The sequence below is a fragment of the Cytophagaceae bacterium genome, assembly GCA_016722655.1.
GTDB lineage: Bacteria > Bacteroidota > Bacteroidia > Cytophagales > Spirosomataceae > Leadbetterella.
Window position 1 is genome coordinate 1,016,426 of sequence record JADKIR010000004.1, and the last position, 18,440, is coordinate 1,034,865.

At 34.2% G+C, this 18,440-nt stretch carries 7 protein-coding genes; 2 read left to right on the forward strand and 5 right to left on the reverse strand.

Features of this window, described 5'->3' with window-relative positions:
- Window positions 1–11: 11 nt before the first annotated feature.
- The 3 genes from IPP61_05065 to IPP61_05075 are packed head-to-tail and all read right to left on the reverse strand — an operon-like array spanning window position 12 to window position 7,059.
- Complete coding sequence (locus IPP61_05065; protein MBL0324539.1) at window positions 12–1,496, reverse strand: ATP-binding protein; 1,485 nt, start codon at window positions 1,494–1,496, stop codon at window positions 12–14.
- Window position 1,497: 1 nt separating this feature from the next.
- Window positions 1,498–5,685, reverse strand: coding sequence for a hypothetical protein (locus IPP61_05070; protein ID MBL0324540.1), 4,188 nt, complete (start codon window positions 5,683–5,685; stop codon window positions 1,498–1,500).
- Between the two features lie 21 nt (window positions 5,686–5,706).
- Window positions 5,707–7,059 (reverse strand): AAA family ATPase, encoded by a 1,353-nt coding sequence (locus IPP61_05075; protein ID MBL0324541.1) that lies wholly within the window; start codon window positions 7,057–7,059, stop codon window positions 5,707–5,709.
- A 90-nt stretch (window positions 7,060–7,149) separates the two neighbouring features.
- On the opposite strand from IPP61_05075, the gene IPP61_05080 reads away from it, so the two are divergent.
- Complete coding sequence (locus IPP61_05080) at window positions 7,150–8,133, forward strand: WYL domain-containing protein (GenBank protein MBL0324542.1); 984 nt, start codon at window positions 7,150–7,152, stop codon at window positions 8,131–8,133.
- 757 nt (window positions 8,134–8,890) lie between these two features.
- A complete protein-coding gene (locus IPP61_05085) occupies window positions 8,891–9,487 on the forward strand; it encodes a hypothetical protein (GenBank protein MBL0324543.1) in 597 nt (198 codons plus the stop codon).
- Between the two features lie 35 nt (window positions 9,488–9,522).
- On the opposite strand, the gene IPP61_05090 is transcribed toward IPP61_05085, so the two are convergent.
- Entirely contained in the window at window positions 9,523–15,714 is a 6,192-nt protein-coding gene (locus tag IPP61_05090) for a hypothetical protein (GenBank protein MBL0324544.1), read from the reverse strand.
- Complete coding sequence (locus IPP61_05095; GenBank protein MBL0324545.1) at window positions 15,704–18,427, reverse strand: peptidoglycan DD-metalloendopeptidase family protein; 2,724 nt, start codon at window positions 18,425–18,427, stop codon at window positions 15,704–15,706. The genes IPP61_05090 and IPP61_05095 overlap by 11 nt, the downstream gene beginning before the upstream one ends.
- Between the last annotated feature and the right edge of the window lie 13 nt (window positions 18,428–18,440).

Here is an 18,440-nt window from a genome sequence, read left to right on the forward strand (position 1 = left end):
TTATTTTATTTTTAAAATATTTTTGTTTGTTTAATAATTTCTGTACAAATAAGTGATGCCCGTTGCATTTCCTTATCTGTTAATAAACCGTCTCTGCTATGTGATTCTGGATTGCGGATTCTTTTAGCAATGAATTCTAGATTATTGATCCAATATTCGCTTGTTCCATCAAAAACATCTTGATAAAAATCATCCCAATGTAAATCAATAAGTGGAGCATAATGCCTAGGATATAGTTGGTCTATTAAGTTATTTGATGCTTTGTTTCCAAATAGATTTCTTTCTTGTTTTCTTCTTCTTCTAAGAGATTCTATAAAATTAAAATCCTCTGGACTACTAAACTTTGGTAAATCATCTTCAATTAACTGTTCCCAATCATCACCATATATTTCGTTAACACATTCTGTGATTATTGATTTTAAACATTTTTCTGCTTCTGGCCATACTAATTTAAAGGGAGATTCCCTCCATTTTAAGGTTATGTACATGTTAAAAAACTCTGAAAAAGGTTTATTGTAGCCTCTTTCATCTTTAACAAAGAGGCCATAATTCATGATATATTCTTCTTCAGTTTTAGATACGCCTTCGTAAATTCCACTGTAAATACGGATTAACTTTTCTGCTAAGTCATCTTTATCAAGTACTTTATAAACGTCATCAAAGTATTGTAAAATATCTGATTTCACATTATCTAAAATAAAATCGATTTCGCCAGCACTTTCAAGATATTTATACAAAACCATTGAAACTAAGTATGGATGATTTCCTGTGTAATACCGTATTTTATCTATTAACTTATTGTCTTCAATCTTTGCCTGAGCAAATAGTTCCCTAGCTTCCGAATTGCTAAAACCTCCTAGTCTTATGTTTTCAAAGGTTCCAAAGAAATTCGAACCTTGACCAGAATACCTTTCAATATCGAATATACTTCTTCTTGAAGTAGTGATAAATGCAATCTGATGGTCAGGCTCATAACTAAGTGTCCTTAGCATTTGATAATCTACTTCTCCGAGAATTTCTTTTACATAATCAAATTCATCGAGTATAACCAAGACTCTAATATTATTGGAAACAATCTCGCTAAAAAAGGAAAGTAGATAGTGTTCAAGTTCAACAAAAGAGGTATCGGGATTTTTTATGTATTGATAATTATCTTCAAGAATTTCTAAAAGTGCAGTATTTGATGGCTCAACCTTTGAGATTTTGTCTTTGATAGATAGGGTTAGCTTATGATAAAGCTCTTTAGATGAATTGTAACTCTTCAATGATATCCACTCAATAAGAAACCTGTTTTCTGTCCAAAATCTTTCTTTTTGAAAAAGTAGACTATGATAGGCAAATGAAGACTTGCCTATTTTAGGAAGTCCAACAATGCTTAAATTCCCAAACTCCTTAGAAAAAAGTCTTTGTTGAATTTTTTTTATCTCCGTATCCCTACCGATAAAATTTGCACCATACACTGTTTTGCCATAACCGGCAAAGAAATTATCTTCCATACTAGTTGTTGTTAAAATTTAACCAATCCTTAAAAAGTTGCACTCTGATTTTGTATCTATTTGATACTAAGCTTTCTTCCTCTAAAACAGCTCTTTCTATCAAGTCTTTTATGATTTCACTATCTTTATTTATAGAGTAAACAGAGATGTCCTCTCTTCTGGCAAAATTTAGAGTTTTAGTAAGTTTTGCCATTTCAGAAAGAATTGCAAATGCTTCATCAGGTTTGATATGGTCAAGTTGTTTATCACCTGCTGATAATAGATTCTCAAAATCAAACTCAGTTAAGCTATTTTGACCTTTACATAGTGAAATCACCACATCTTCAACGTCACGAGGTGTTAATACAGGTTTTTTCTTTTCATTCATGAATCGGACGAGTTCGTTACAAATTATTTGAATGTAAAATGGACTACGAGCAGTCAAGCTTATAATTTTGTCAATACTATCTCTTGTATATCTTGATCTGTTATTGACTTTATCCCAAATAGGTTCATCAATCAATTCTTTAGCAGGTTTCACATCAAGATATGTAAGCCTTTCAGGTTTAAACATTCCAAACTCATTCTGAAATTCTAACATAAATTGTTTCATCGTATCTTGACCAGAGACGACAACAGAAAAACCTCCATCTTCTATGAATGCTTTCCAGTTTTGCATAAAAGTCTGTGAAATTGTCCCCTTTTTAATTTGATAGTATATATAAGTGAACTCATCAATTATTAGAACAAGTTTTTTATCACGCCACTCATCATGCTCACTAAAAGCCAATTTAATTTCATTTAATCTGTCATAGAACACAATTGGTGGATTCAGCATTAACTCCTTCAAATTTGTTTTGCCAATTTCGGGTACAATTTCACCTAATGATTTAAGTCTGTTTATTTTCCTTTCAATGGTAGTCAGTATTCGATAATAGAAATTGGCTTCAACATTACTATCTTGAGCGATAGCCAAACCCACTTGATAATAAACAGCAAAGGCTTTTAAACTTGTATTAAATTTGTTTTCCAAATGCCACAAAACACTTGACTTACCAGACCTTTTTTGACCATATAGGACATAACCTTTAGACTTTGTACTCATTACAGTATCATAGATCCTATTTATCAGTTCTGTTCTACCTTTAAACATTTCAGGATTTTCTACAATATTACTTTTGGCGTGTTCTGCATAAGGATTTTGAACTTCAACAAAATTCTTTGAATCATAAAATGCTATACTCAATGTTTTGGACTGAGCCTTTTCTTCGCCAGTCGTAAGTACTCTGAATTTATAAGCAAAAGTTAAATCAGCAGCACCTTGTTTAATTACAGATTCAGGGAAGTTAATGGAAAATTTTCCTATAATTGGTTCACCACCTCCACGAAGTGTGGTAGAGAAAGATTCATATGAATTTTTGATTTGAAAATCATTTGTATCAATTACACTTATAACTATGTCACTTATTGGTGAACAGTTAGGTGAATTAGAAATTGAAACCTGAATATCACAATTATTATTTTCATTTAATATACAATCACCTTCAATATTTATATCAACATTAGGGAGAGTTGCATTTATAAACTCATTGTATTTATATCTCGTAAGTTTGTTTAACTGACTAATAATTTGAAGTAAAAGAGATAGGCTTAGATTTGTTGGATAGCTTCTAATTTCAGTTATTAAAATATTGTATTTATTGTCGAAGTCCGTGTAGTAAATCTCTTTGTCATCAAATTTCGATGAACTCAAGAAACTTTCTGCACTCGAAATCATTTTGCTAATTGCTTCAAATCTAAATTTATCAACAGGCAAAAGTAAGCTATCTAAGACTTGATTTTTGATACTATGAAAATAATTTATAACATCATTTATATTTTCTCTTTGAAGAATATTATTTGTTCTTGAATACGTTTCTTGCAGTTTTTCTTCTAATGATAGATGATAATTATTCCAATTTTGATTTTGTGTCAATTTTGAATCGTAACTATTAACAGAAACAAGATATTTCGTTATATATTCATTGTTTAATGAGTTCTTACTTAAAGAATCGATCAATATATTACCAGCAATATTTGAACTATTAATTAATAAAAGAATGTAATTCCAGTAACTTACATCAAGCTTTAGTGCAATTTCAAGTTGCTGAGTTAAAACCTTAGGATCGTAATCTTCTGTAATTTCTTGACCATCTTTAAAGTGAATTAGTGTTTGAACAAATCTCCAAACTTGCTGAAGAATCCTATCCTTATTTCTTTCCTGTCTGAAACCATTATAGAACCATTCCAAACAATAATCTAGTTCTAACCTTTCAACTATTGCAACTCTGGCCATAGAAAAGCAGTAAATAGCTAATGAATCATAAAAGGAATCTTCCTCTGCAATTTCTAGGTCTTTCATTAATCTTGCTAGCGTCAGATAAAGTGCCGCTTTCGACTTCGGTAATTTATAAGTGTAAGTCTTTGAGTTCTGCTGTATCTTGTTTTGGAGATTAGTTAGAGTCTTTTCACTGAAATCTCTTTTCTCCTTTGATTTTAAGGAAATACCTTCATAGTCACAATTTTCAAGTGCTAATTCAAGAAATGGTGTAACTCCGTATATTAGTCTAGATAAATAAGTTTGATTCTTATCGTTTGATTTAATGATATTCTTTGGCTTCCCTATTATTTTCTTCGAGGTATTTGGCAGTAGTTTGTTGTCTGGAAAAAGTTCATATGATTTTTGAAAGTATTTTTCAGCTACTTCGTCTTGACCATTTTTTAGAAAAAGTGCACCTAATCTAGCAAGTACTTTTCCTCGACTTCTTACTTCAATTTTATTAGAATTATCAATTGGTGTATCTACAATTTTTAGAAGTACATTTTTTGCTTTTTCCAAATTACCAGTATTAACATATAAATCGTACAAAAAATTATTGGCAGGTAGAGGCTTCTCAAAAAAATCAAGATGACTCTCTATTAACTGAATGGCTTCATTAATTCTCCCTTGTTCTCTGTATTGATCTGCCAAATCTTTAGCGGCTGAATCCAATTGAAACTTATTTTTAATGAGTATTTTAAATTGCTTTTCAGCTTCATCAAAATTCTTTTTTAACCTAAGTTTTCTTGCTTTTTCATATATCTGAGAAAAATTATATTTTTCATCCAGAGGTACTGTGATACTATTTTGAAGTTCTTTTATTTCTAAAATATCTGGAAGAATAGATATTCTATTGCTTAATTCAGAAATTTCTTTGACATTAATTTCCAATGATTGAAGATATGCTAAAAGAGAGGATGCTCTTTTTTTATCGTTTATTTTAATTAACTCCTCAATTTTCCAAATAAGTTCCTCTACTGTGCATGGCTTGAATATTATTTGAGCTATTGCATTTTTCCCTATTTTTGTATAACTGCAAACTATAGGAATTAACTCTTCCCATTTATAATTTTTCAACTCATTAATTAGCTCGAGATCACAAACAACGTCATTTTTAAACAAAATTCTATCCAAGTCTTCATTTTTTGCCGAGCCATTTGAATATTTAAAAAAATATCTATTAATCTCAGCATTAGGTGATAGAAAAGTTTCTAGGTGTTTATCATTAAATTTAAAAATTTTGTCGAAACCTGATATTAACTCGTCTGAAATATTATTATCAATTTTTGAACGTCTATTAAAGTATTCAAGATAGCCCAAGTTTTTTCTAGTCTCAATTATTCTATTTGGTTTAATTACTTTTCCTGTTTTTTGGGCATACAATTTCCAAAGTTTTGAATCTGAGATTGGATTGTTATTGTCTTCATTTTTTATTTCGTTTTCAATAAAGTTTTCAAGGTCTAAATTATTTGATGGTTGCCCAAGCTTTGATAATTCCAATTTTACTTTTTCAAAATCTTCATTAGACAATTTTACGTTCGGATTAACATCAACTCGAATTTCTTGTGTTTCTAATATCCCTACTAATTCCTGTATCGAAATTTCAAATTCACGAGCAATTCTTGATAGTCTGATTCCTTTTTCTTTATGATTATCTAGTTTCTTTTTTAATACTAAATCCCAACCTCCAATCAGTTTGTCAAAAAATTTATTTTGGGTCAAATCTTCCGATTGAAGCAATACGAAATTTTCACCAATACCTAAAACTATCCCTTCTGGTTCCTTTCCAGTCATTAAATATAGCTTTATATGATCACCAATCTGTATGTCTTTTTTAAATATATCGAACATATTTATTCTGTTTAAACTTAATTAAAACCACCAACTAAAAACCTCATTTCTTGCTCTTGTAACCGCTGAGTACATCCAGGCATGGTCTGTCGAATGTAATTTATCTGGGGTAAAAAGGACTCTTTTCCACTCACTTCCCTGGGCTTTGTAGCCAGTGAGGGCGTATCCGAAGCTAAGTCGCATGGCGTTCATGTAAGGGTCGTCTTTGGCCCGTTGTGTCTGCCTGTAAACTGAGTTTTTGGCCATTCTGTCATTTTTCAGATATTTAATAGATTCAGTATCCATTTTTGCCGTCGGATTATCAAGCGAATCTAAGAAAACTTTTGTATTTATTTTAATATTCTCTGTTCCTTTTTTAAAAACGATTTCAGCGTTTTTGAATCTTATCCCAGCTATTTCCTCGGTATGGTCCGATAGTGATATGATAATACCCATGTCGCCATTAACCATTTGGTGGGTGCTGTCCATCCATGCACTGCGAAGCATTATTACATCCCCAACACAAAGCGAATAATGCCCAAATCCAAGTTTTTCTCTGATTCTCTGATTCCAATGCTGCACCTGGTCGTTGGACTTGCAAATCATGATGATTTCGTCCAATGATTGGTTGTCAAAAAACGTCATGTAATAGTCCAGAGCCAGGTCGGCACTTGCCAACCTGGGAGGTTTTATGGAATATAAACTCAGACCGTTGTCTTTAGCTGCTTTTATTTGATTGGCCAATATCAAAATAGGAGAGTCTCCTGCTTGCCGGGTGATCTCGGTCAATTGTACTTGTTTTACCGGTAGTTCAAACAGCTCAAAAATACGTTTTGCCGATAATGCCACGGACTCGCTTTCATTTACGGGCGTTAACTGATAACTATCTCCTAAAAAAATCAGTTGGTTTAGAGCATGACCAGAGAATACAAATCGCATTAAATCAAGCAAGAGTGGATTTTGAGCAATAAACTCATTATCTGTTGGTTTTTGGGCTGAAATCATTGAAGCCTCATCAACAATATAGATGGTTCTGACTTCCGATGAATTCCCTTTAAAATTGAATTTTACCCTGCCGTCTTCCAGCTGTTCGGGATGATAAATCAATTGATGAATGGTCTGGGTCTCGATGCCAGACTTTGCTTTTAATATGGAAGCCGCTTTACCCGTAGGGGCATTTAAAATAACAGGTAGCTGCAATTGATTCAGATAATCTACCACCACCTTAGTCAAGGTGGTTTTACCTGTACCGGCAGACCCACTAAGCACAAAAACCCTTTCATCGGAAGCATTTTCGATAAACTCCTCCAATTCATAGAGAGCTTTAGCCTGCGAATGGGTCGGCTTAAAACTGATATTATCAAATATTGAGACCGAAGTAGAAGTTTTTGACATATTTTCTAATGATTTTTGATACAAAATTGCGTGTGAATTGGAGGACAAGCAAATATCAACTACCTTTATAGTGTAGTTGAAAATAGAATTATGGCAAAGAAAAGTGATAGTGTGTTGAGGATCAAAAGAATTTTTGAGGTTCATAAAATTCTAAGGAATAAAGATGGTATTTCAGCAAATGAAATTGTCGAATTCCTTAGTGGTAAAGGTTTTGAAACCAATGAGAGAATGGTAGCATCAGATGTGGCTGACCTTCGACTTCTGGGAGCTGATATATCGGCGAATAGGCACAAGGGTTATTGGTATGCTAAACCTTTTTCAATGTTGGAGACACTTGAAGGAGTAGATAGTGGTAATATGAATGAGATTTTGGCTTTTGTAAGGCAAAAGACCAACGATGAGTTATTCAAAGGTAATCTAGCAAAACTTCTAATTAACCTTGAGCAAGAAGTCAGGAATCCTGATATGGAAGAAAATCCATACATACAGTTTGAGAAGGTGGAACTAAAAAACATTGAAAAACTGGACTTGTATTATAGGTATATCACCGAAAGAAGAGTTTTGGACATAGACTACCATTATTTTGGAAGTAAGGAGCCAACAAATATTACTATTGTTCCCATACAACTAAGAGAATACAATAATAGATGGACGCTTATAGCGTATTCGAAAGAGAAAAACGAATATCAAAATTTTGCTTTAGACAGGATAATTAATGAGAGGTTTAGTCCGGATAACCTATCAGGTGAAAGCACATTTGATGCTCGGAATTACTATAAAGACGTGATTGGTAATAGTGTTGATAAAAAAATAAAGATAGAAACCATAAGATTTAAAGTTAAGAAAAATAGGGCCTATTATGTTGCTACCAAAAAATGGCATCATTCCCAAACCAATCTTGCGGAATTAGAGGACTCTACTTCCATGACCTTTTCTCTGCGAGTAATTCCAAATCGTGAATTTTGGGCAAAAGTTATGGAGCATGTTGAGGATATCGAAATTTTGGGGCCTAAAGAGATGGTGAAGGAGTTTAGGGAAAGGGTTAGGAGGGTGTGGGAGAGGATAGGTGAGTAATAGGGTATTTGTCCAGTTTTTTTATAAAAAAACTGGACAAATACCCCTAGTTTTCGATTGGTTTTTTGCTGCCTATGTATTTGATAATGTTTATTTTATTTGGTTTTATTAGTCATATTTGTATTTGTCACCTATATGTGTTAATACCCAATGCTTAATAATAATGAATTGTGTTTTCTATTAATTAATTGGGTTTATTTATGGATAATTTTTTGATTAATGCATGATTAAAAACTACCAGATAATTTGAATTAATCGTGGTTTACAAGGATTAATTTGGGTTAAGAAGAATTGGTAAGAAGAAGAAATTTTTATTTCCTATAGACTAAGAAATATTCAGCATTTGTACCAATAATTTGTAAAAAAGCACTCAAAAAAATATAATTATTCCAAGAAAATCAGATTTTGTTTGATTTTTCGTTGTTCAATTTAGAATTTTAATGGTTTTTAATACACATAAAATAAGTGTTTTAAGCTTTTTTTCCTTGAAATATAAACACATAAACCTTACTTCTTACCGCTTATCCTGATTTTGAATATTGATTCCCTTAATCGTTTTACCACTCATAAAAACCAGGTTGGTTTCGTATTGCAAAATTCCATTACATTCGCAAAACTTAAAACAAACTGCTTTATGATTTTGCAACTGTTAAACATCTCAAATCGAAGCCCATAAATATGAAAGTTTACCACATATTTTTTCGCATTCAAAAGATTTATTTCAATTAATTATTAGCAAAAATTTACTCACAAAAACATGGAAAATTTATCTGAAAATGATGATGAGGCACATAGTTGTACCTCACTAAAATCAAAAATTCTCAAAACCCCAGAAGAACTCGAACAATTCAATAAATTCTACACCTCTAAAAGTGATACGGTTCCCATTCCATTTCAATACCTTTATTTAGCTGACAAAGTAAAAGTTTTTATTGATGAGGAAGGTACCTGGGTAGCTGGCTACGTGATAAACTCAACCAACAACCTTCGCTACCTAGATCCATTTGATAACATTGTCAGAAATACCATTTACCGTGACAAAAACATAAAGGTTGGTGAATCTTCAGAGATAACTTGCATCAAAATAGAGCCTTCTCTTACGAAAAAGGATAAAATGGCAAGACTTAGAATATATGCCGAAGCCGTAAACGATGCCTATGAAACCAATAAAAAGTATATTTTAGGGGGCTCAAAGATATTCATGGTCTGGAAGACTTTTGAGCAAATACTTCCCAATACGCTCTATTTTGGCCTAGTACCATTCGAAGGTGGAATGGAAATGGGTAAAATAGTATACAACGATGCCAAAGCTTCGAAAGAGGCTATGGATGAGTATTTGAGAGGGGCGGCGTAATGGTGAATAGTAAAGCCCTAAATAATGGGCTTTACTCAATTACATCCCCCAATTTTTACCTGAAAAATTACGCCTTGTTCCGTCCCAAATCCAGGCTCTAATGTAATTGAGGGTGCTTCATAAAACATTTTTGTCCCCACGCCTTTTATTTTCTCTGTTGATTTTATCGATTGTCCAGCGAGCTCTGTATTTGAACCAGTAATTGTCTCACCGGATTTAATAACGTTCGTTACACACAAGTATTTATTAATAATTATTGGTTCTGAATCTGCACTGCTACATGCTGTATTTGTACAAACGGCCTTATAAACTCCACTTTCTGTTGGTGAAATGGTAATACTATACCCAGTTTGCCCAGTACTCCATTTGATGGTACTTGAACATCCCGTCGCCGAAAGCGTGACTGTTTCTCCTAACTTGAACTCTGTTTTATTGACTGAAACTGTCGGAGGGCTTGCAAATATGCTTACACTTAAACTTGATTGAGAGGTATTGCCCAAAACGGGAACGTCTGTAGAAACCACTCGGATTTTATAACCTGTACCAACTTTAATATTATTTGGTATTCTGACTAAAGCAGGACTACCCAAGCCAATCCTTTCTAAATTATTAAAACTAAAACCATTGTCAGTTGAAATTTGTACCAAAAATTTATTTGATGGGTCATAGGTGCCCGAAAAAGTATACGGGACAGATATCAAACCACCAGTGCAAACAGAGGTTTGGGAAATGCTTGCTGTTGTTATTTGATTAGAGTAAGAATCTCCACCGCCGTCAATACTAAAATATAAAGTATCCTTTAAAGTGCTATTATAGGTTAAATAAGCAATTGCCTCCCCTTTCTTAAGTCCTCTAAACTTCCCCAATGAAGGGTAATAACTTAAATTTTGCGTGTTAGAAATGCTAACATTAAGTTTTGTTAAATCAATTTTATCTGTAACTAAATGAGGGTAAATCAATTGGTAATTAGGTAAAGATACCTCATCTAATTTTAAACTATTGACCAACGGTGATGCTTTGAATTTTATGGGTTCTTCATTAATTTGTAAGTCAATGGAAACCGTGTCCATTTTAAGATAAACTACATCATTAATAACATACCTAGCTTCTGCAATAATGTAGTTTTTGATATTCCAAATATAATTAACTGGTACTACGAAACTATAAATTTGATTACTTCCAAGGTTTTTCCTTTTTGACACAAAAGTGTCCTGAAAAGTGGCACTCACTTGATAAAGATTTGCAGTATCTTTTATTTGAACTTGGATATTTATGGTGTTGTTCAAATCAAAACTAGAACCATTATTTGGAGTTAAGATTTCTATTTTGGTTTTATCTATACTAAATTTAGAAGTAGTGGCTGTCAATGCTTTATTGCTGGTCTCTTGATTTTTAAGAGTTAAAGTGGATGTAGACGTTTGTTTTGGTGGCCTATTCAAGTTTTTACTGGCAGGTATCGAACTGAATTTTGAAGTTTTAATTGAAGAATTTAATAATTCCTTTATTTTTTCTGAAACTAAGGTATTGTCCGTAGATGAAATATGAAACATCGAATTGGTTACACTAAAAACCCCACCACTATTAATAATACTAACATTCGAGCCAGTAATATTTCCAGCAGCTTGGCTTTTCAAAGGAACAATGAAATCGCCATTTTCAAAAAAGTCAGCATAATTACCCAAAAACAATCCAAGTGCCTTTACTATAAATAGGGTCTGTTTGATTTTCTCAAGCCTATCAAAATATTTTTCAGCACCCGTATCTGGCCCAGTTGATTTAATGGATTTTAACAATAAATCGTGAAACTCTGCGGGGTAGTTCTTTTTTACAAAATGATAAAAATCCCACAACCAAATATTATTATCAGTTGGCATTTCTTCAAATGCGGCAAAATCTATTACCTTATCTAAAAAATCAAAAAACTTATAATATTTCGGACTTTGAATGATTTCTTCACCTGTAAGATTAAATATGGAGGATGTCCCTGGAAACATATCGCCTAAAATCATGTGACTTTTGATGTTGGTTTCCCCGAATCGTTCTCCGTTCCCTCCGTTTAAAACTTCTAAGTTCTTTACGGCAGGTGTAGTTTCAAAAGCATAGGGAATAAGGGGAACAATAAGACCTGCTCTTAAAATTTCAGTTAATCTTCCATCATATTCTGGGTTTACCCTAATAAAATTACTCCACCATGTGTAGTCTTTTTCAGCAACTAAGTAAGAGAAATTAGTTACGCCAGACATAATATAAAGTGCTTTTATAGGAATAAAATTAACAAAACCACCTAGTAAATCTGCAATAGGTGATCCATCGTGGGGTGTAGCAAGTGTTATGAACTTATTCACATATCCTTTGCCATAATTTTTGAATTTTTTGGTAGAATTCCCACCAACATAGTAAAGTGAGCCTTGTGTTTCCGCTTTTCTTAATACATTGCCACCCATACTATGTGCAACATACTCTACCCTATTGCAGACATAACCTTTAAGCCGCATTCTGGTAATAATATCTGGGAAGTTACTAACTCCACCACCATAGTCTATTGCCTCACCGACACCTATCTCACCTAATAGTATCCTCGCATTCACTGCAAAAGACTCTTTAGGACTGATGTGAGCAAATTCAATTTCTTTGAATAAATCTTTATACACATTTGTAGTTCCGAATAGCGATTTTGACCAAGATGTCTCGCTACCATTCAGACCATGAACTAACATCAGAGGGGGTCTCACAATTGTAATCCATTTAATGAATTGTTCTGAGGTACCATCATCAAAAGTTACAGTAAACTTTGCCGCAACATATCTTTCGCTCTCGTTATTATAATACCCATCACCTTGTGGTAGGCCAGGTTTCGTAAAATCGTCTGGTGCAACATACCAAAACCAATATTGGCCATTAGCATTTGGAGTAGTTTTTTCTCCTCCTAATAAAGTTACTCCCGTTGCTTCCTCAGAATACGTACTATTATTTTGTAAAGTAGCATATTTTACCCTCCCCAACCATGCATCATCAAGAAATGTCGAATTTTGAGTACTTTCGTAAGAAGACATGATGACAGAAACTGATTTTATTGGGCTACCTGAGGCATTAATTTTCTCAACCACCATATACATTCTTGCAGTTCCATCGGCAGCTATTCCAGAGGGTTCACTCACAGGAACAATCGGATAACTTCTATCCCATTTAAGGGTTGCCTTACAAATTTGATTGACCACCACAATGTTCACAATTGGGCTTTCAGCTATTCTCTGATTATTAAATTTGTCTTTAATCACGAATTTTACAGGCATTCCGGTAGCACTCGTAACTCCAATCAAAAGGCTACTAATTGGCACTTGAACTGCCTTAGTAATCAAGTCTTCATATGTACCATATTCAAGTGGCGTAGTTATTAAAGGTTGAAAAGCTGTACCACCTGAAAACACAAGCCCGATTTCATATTGATAAGCTCGAGAAGCATCACCTCTTACTGGATATGCACTTCCTTTTTTTATTAAATCAGTAAATTCAACCAAAACATTTCCATCTTTAATAATTGTAATTGTTTTATTTAACGTAGCGGGATTAATTATTTTCAATTCAGCAACAGTTTCTGGTTGGGTAACGGCAATTAAATTGGCCGGAGAATTACCCTCTACATCTAAACCATATATTCCTAATAATTCTTCTTTGAAGTTGATTGGAATAGTGAAAACAGTTGAAAAGCTGCCATCCGGGCCAATATTTGCAATTGGGTAAACTGCCCCAGAAATATCAGGCATAGAACCAATAGTTACTGAAGTATTGGGTTTAAAGTTTCCACCACTTACTTTTATCGTTTCACCAGGAATAGCCTCTGCTTTATACAAACTAATAAACGGCTCCCTCACCACAGGCTCTTGCAACGGAGCTATGATATCTATTAGCACAGGGTTCTTAGCACCATTGATAACCCCAAGACTCTCGTAGGTACTGCTGCCTGATTTTTTAAAGAAAAGCTCTATGGGTACTTTGCTACCAATTTGGGCGGCAGTAGGGGTAAACATACCACTAAGCCCTGTAGTAGCACCTGCATTGTAGGTATTAATTGGGGTAATGAGTGTATATGTACCTGCCGTACCTACACGCATATATACCTCACCTGTTAAGGCTTCAGTGCTTGTATTTTTTACTTCAAAATTGTATGAATAGGCTTTATTTTGCTCTAAGGTGGTCAGACCTCCTGCGAATTTGAGATTGGAAGAAAGTGAAATAGTAATTAAAGGAGTCGTTGTTCCTCCTAATTTAACTATCCAATAGTCTGATCCCCCTTTTGATACTTCTGATTTATCTCCTAGAGCTTCTGACGAATAAGAATGGCCAACAATTCCAAGGCCACCATCGGAGGTTTGAATTATTGAATTAGGGAAATCAGAATAACTTCCACCAACAGATTTATCCCAAATTTTCTGCCCAAAATCATTTATTTTTACTATCCAATAATCGTAAGTGCCTTTCGATGGGTCAGACTTATCTCCATGAACAACTGAATTTGAACTTCCTGCAATCACAAAATCACCATCTGATAATTGAATAATTGAATAAGGTTTATCATTTTCACCACCACCTATCGTTTTATCCCAAACTTTTTGTCCTTGTGAATTTAATTTCACAATCCAATAATCTTCAAAACCTTTTGATGCCTCAGTCTTATCCCCAGAAACTTCAGAAGTCTGTGAAAATCCAACCATTATTGTACCCCCATCTGATGAAGGAGCAATTGAAATACCATAATCACTTAATCTTGTACCAATCGTTTTGTCCCAAATTTTTTGTCCTTGTGAATTTAATTTAACGATCCAATAATCTTCAAAACCTTTTGATGCCTCTGTCTTATCCCCAGAAGCTGAAGATCTCGTATATCCAAAAATAACAAGTCCCCCATCTGATGTTTGAATAATAGACTTAGCTTGTTCATCAGAATCTCCTCCAATTGTTTTATCCCAAATTTTTTGTCCTTGAGCGTTTAATTTTACGATCCAATAATCAAACCCGCCTCTTGATATTTCAGATTTATCTCCAGAACTATTTGAGTAAGATATTCCAGCTACTACAAATCCTCCGTCTGATGTTTGAATTATAGATTCAGCAATATCCTCAGAATTTCCTCCAATCGTTTTATCCCAAATTTTTTGACCTTGGGCATTTAATTTTACAATCCAATAATCAAAAGTCGTACTTGCTTCTGACTTATCTACTGAAATACCTGATCTTGACCAACCTGCAATTACAAAACCTCCATCAGATGTTTGAAGTATTGATTTTGCATAATCATAATCAGGACCCCCTATCGTTTTATCCCAAACTTTTTGGCCTTGTGCATTTATTTTCACAATCCAATAGTCAAAAGACCCTTTACTTGCTTCTGACTTATCTTCTGAAATTCCTGAAGAAGAGTTTCCAGCAATCACAAATCCACCATCTGATGTAGAAATTATTACTGGATCATTAGAGTCATCAAGAGTAGTACCAATAGTTTTATCCCAGACAATACTTGGGGCAGTCTGAAGAATTGCAACTTTTTCAGAATTATAAACATTCTGTGTTTCGGAGTCTGATAAAAAACGATTATAAATTCTAAATTCATCCAATTTTCCTGTCATTTTAGATAAACCAATTACAGAACTTGGGTGGTCGCCAATCATCGTTTTACCATATTGTTTAGTAATGGAAGTACTTGTTCGGGTATTATCCAAAGCCCCATCAATATAAATTTTGGCAGTGGTGGCAGTGATATCGTAGGTAATGCCCACATGATGCCAAGTATCATCAGCTATGTTTTGGTTGCTGGCAAAACCTGCCATCGAGCTACCATTGCCAAAGCCAAAATATATCTTACCAGTGTTTAAAAGGCTCACATAAAAATTTTTGTTACTATTTAGGTTTGATATTATAGCTCTGGAGAGTGTGGTAGAACTGGGGGCTTTTATCCAAAAAGTAATTGAAAAAGGGGAGTTAGTTATTAACTCGGTTACATTGCCCAAATCAATGTTTTGAGAGCCATTAAAGCTGTAAGCGTTATTGGTGGAACCGTATCGGTCAGTAGTGAGTGTAGCCGTGGCGGTACCATTATAGTTAGTTCCTGCCACATTGTTGGCATTTCCACTAAAGGTATAGTGGGCTATAAGGCCATTGGTGGGGGCTTGGGCGTAAATATTGAAATATGCAATGATCAATAATAAAAAATAGGAGTATTTATTTTTCATAATTATATAGATTCAAGACTTCTGTATCAGAAAGTGTACGGTTAAAGATTTTAAGGTCATCAGCGGCTCCATTGAAAGGATACCAGGAATTGTTTAGGGCAAACATTCGCCCTATATTCAAATTTTTTGTGTTTGCGGCAGCAAAATTGGGCACTATTCCAGCGGTTTCAGAGACTTTAGTTCCATTTATGTACATTTTCATGGTGTTGCTACTAAAGGTTATCAATAAGTGATTCCATATATTAAGATTATCGGCAGCTAAACCAGCTGGTTTTCCAATGAGGAAAAAATTTTGCGTGCCATTTGCATCTACGTTAGCGTAGGTAATTCGTTGTCTATCGTTCTGAGTGTCGTTTGATATAGCAAGATAAAATCCAGCCCTATCTCCTTCTTTGGCAAGTAAAGCATGTGTACCGTTGGCTACATTTTGCCTGAATCCATCCATACCGAAATAAGACTTAAGGTTATACCAAACAGAGTAAGTGAAATTTGTTCCCAAAGCAAGCTGCGATTGATTTGGAACAACCATATAAGCATTGTTGGTTACTCCATTGAAGTCATGGCAATAATACGTGTTACTCCTACTAAGCATTAAATTAGTTGTACCATACATGTTACCATTATTTTGAAATCGTGTATCGTCAATCACACCTTGATTGTATTTTAAATTGTATTTCGCTACTAAATTGCTATTGGGAACTATATTGCTGTTGCATCCTTCAATTTTTGCTGTAAATACTTTATGGCCACTGCTTTCAAATCCTGGGTTGAGTGTAATACTAGTTCCTGCATTTAATGTGGTTTGTATCGCTAAAGAAGAAGTTGTAATGACTATTTCCTTTGAAGTTTTATAGATGTCTGGATATAAATTTTTATGAAAATCCAATGATTCAAAACAAGGGATATTTTTGTTTTCAATATAAATACTACCATGGCCAACTCCCTGGCTAAAAGCCAAAGAGGTAGTACCAGTAGCATCAAACAGTTGTAAATAGGTATCAATATTACTATTAGACCCATTAATTGTCTTGATTTCTAGATAATTACCAAAATAAGTCAATACAATTTTATATTTTCCTAAAGTTGAGTTGTTTTCTAAAACGATTTTCAAGAAATAAATTTTTTCGAAAGCAATTAATTTGAACCAATCTTGATCTGTTGCTAGCTCAAAGCATAAATCAGGTGATGTATATGGAGCAGAAGGCAGTAAGTAACTAGAAATATTTTGATTATTGGGTTCGAATGGGTCACAAATCGGAGGGTTAACAGTAACAGTTGCATTGCCACTAACCGAACCTTGTCCGCAAGCGTTACTTACCCCAGTTAACGAATATAAGGTGGTCATTTCAGGAACTGCTCCAATTATAAAAGGATTTGATGATATATTTTCATATGTAATTGCATCATTAATTGTGAAACTATAAGGAGGCAAGCCTGTAAATGAAATAGTTAAATTTGCTATTTGACCACTTATTATTGTTTGAGTACCGCTTAAAGTAGCAGTGGGAGCCGTGCAAGCATTTACTGTAACAGTACCACTTCCACGGCTATTACTCACACAGTTGTTTTCAGCACAAGAAGCATAATAAATAGTAGTCGTGTTGATTGATGGAGTTGTAAACGAATTGCCTGTTCCTAATGAACTTTCACCCGAAGCCGCACTATACCAGTTAATTGTACCAGAGCATCCCGAAGCTGTTAAAGTAGCCGTTTGACCCGAATTAATGGTACTATTAGAAATTGTAGGAGTAGCTGGAATGGCATTTATGGTTACCGTAACAGCACTTCTACTTGTACTTACACAAGTTCCGACAGAACAGTTTACATAATAAGTAGTCGAAGTACTTAATGATAGCGTAGTATAATAACTTCCAGTATGAAAAGCAGTTCCCCCTGTTGTACTATTAAACCATTGAATAGTTCCGCTGCAATTTAAGGCAGATAAATTTACTGTCCCGCTGCCACAACGGCTTGCGGAAATGGCTGTAGGTGCTGATGGAGGTAAACAAGTTACAGTAAAGTTCTTGGTTACTGTTTCACCATTATATGTAAATTCCATTTGCCATGTTCCTAATGGGGCATTTGATGGTAAAACATAAATGCCAGATATAAAATAATCGTAAGGTTCGTCAATATTTTGAGTGCCTGCCCAATTCTCGACAACTACTCCAGATGGATTTTTAAACTTTAAAGAATAGGCTTGTCCAGTTTTCATAGCCCTTACATAACCAAAACTCAAAACCGTTTCACCAACTTGAAACGATGTTTTTTCATTTTCAACTTCGGGGTTTGGGCAAGTTGGATAGACCGCTTGAGCACTATTGGTGGTAACTTTCAATATTCCTGTTGGTAAATATGGTTTTTGAGCAAGCCATCTGCTTCCACCCGTATTGCAAGTGCCTGTAAAAGGATCGAAAGGGTCGCCATTTGAATCATTGCATTCAAAATGAAGATGAGGTCCGTTTGAAGAACCAGAACTACCCACTTTGCCCAGAAACTCCCCTTTTAATACAGTCGAACCGATTGATTTTGTTGTTAAACTATTTGTTTTAAGGTGGCCATAGGTTGTTGTTGTACCATCGGAATGTTGAAGTACAACGACGTTCCAATTCGGGTTAGAAAAATCACAATTTCGGTCGAAATTACTACCTTCTTTGTAAATTATTACCCCATCAGCAGCTGCAATCACATCTACCTGACCCGCATCCATCATTTTCCAACCAAAA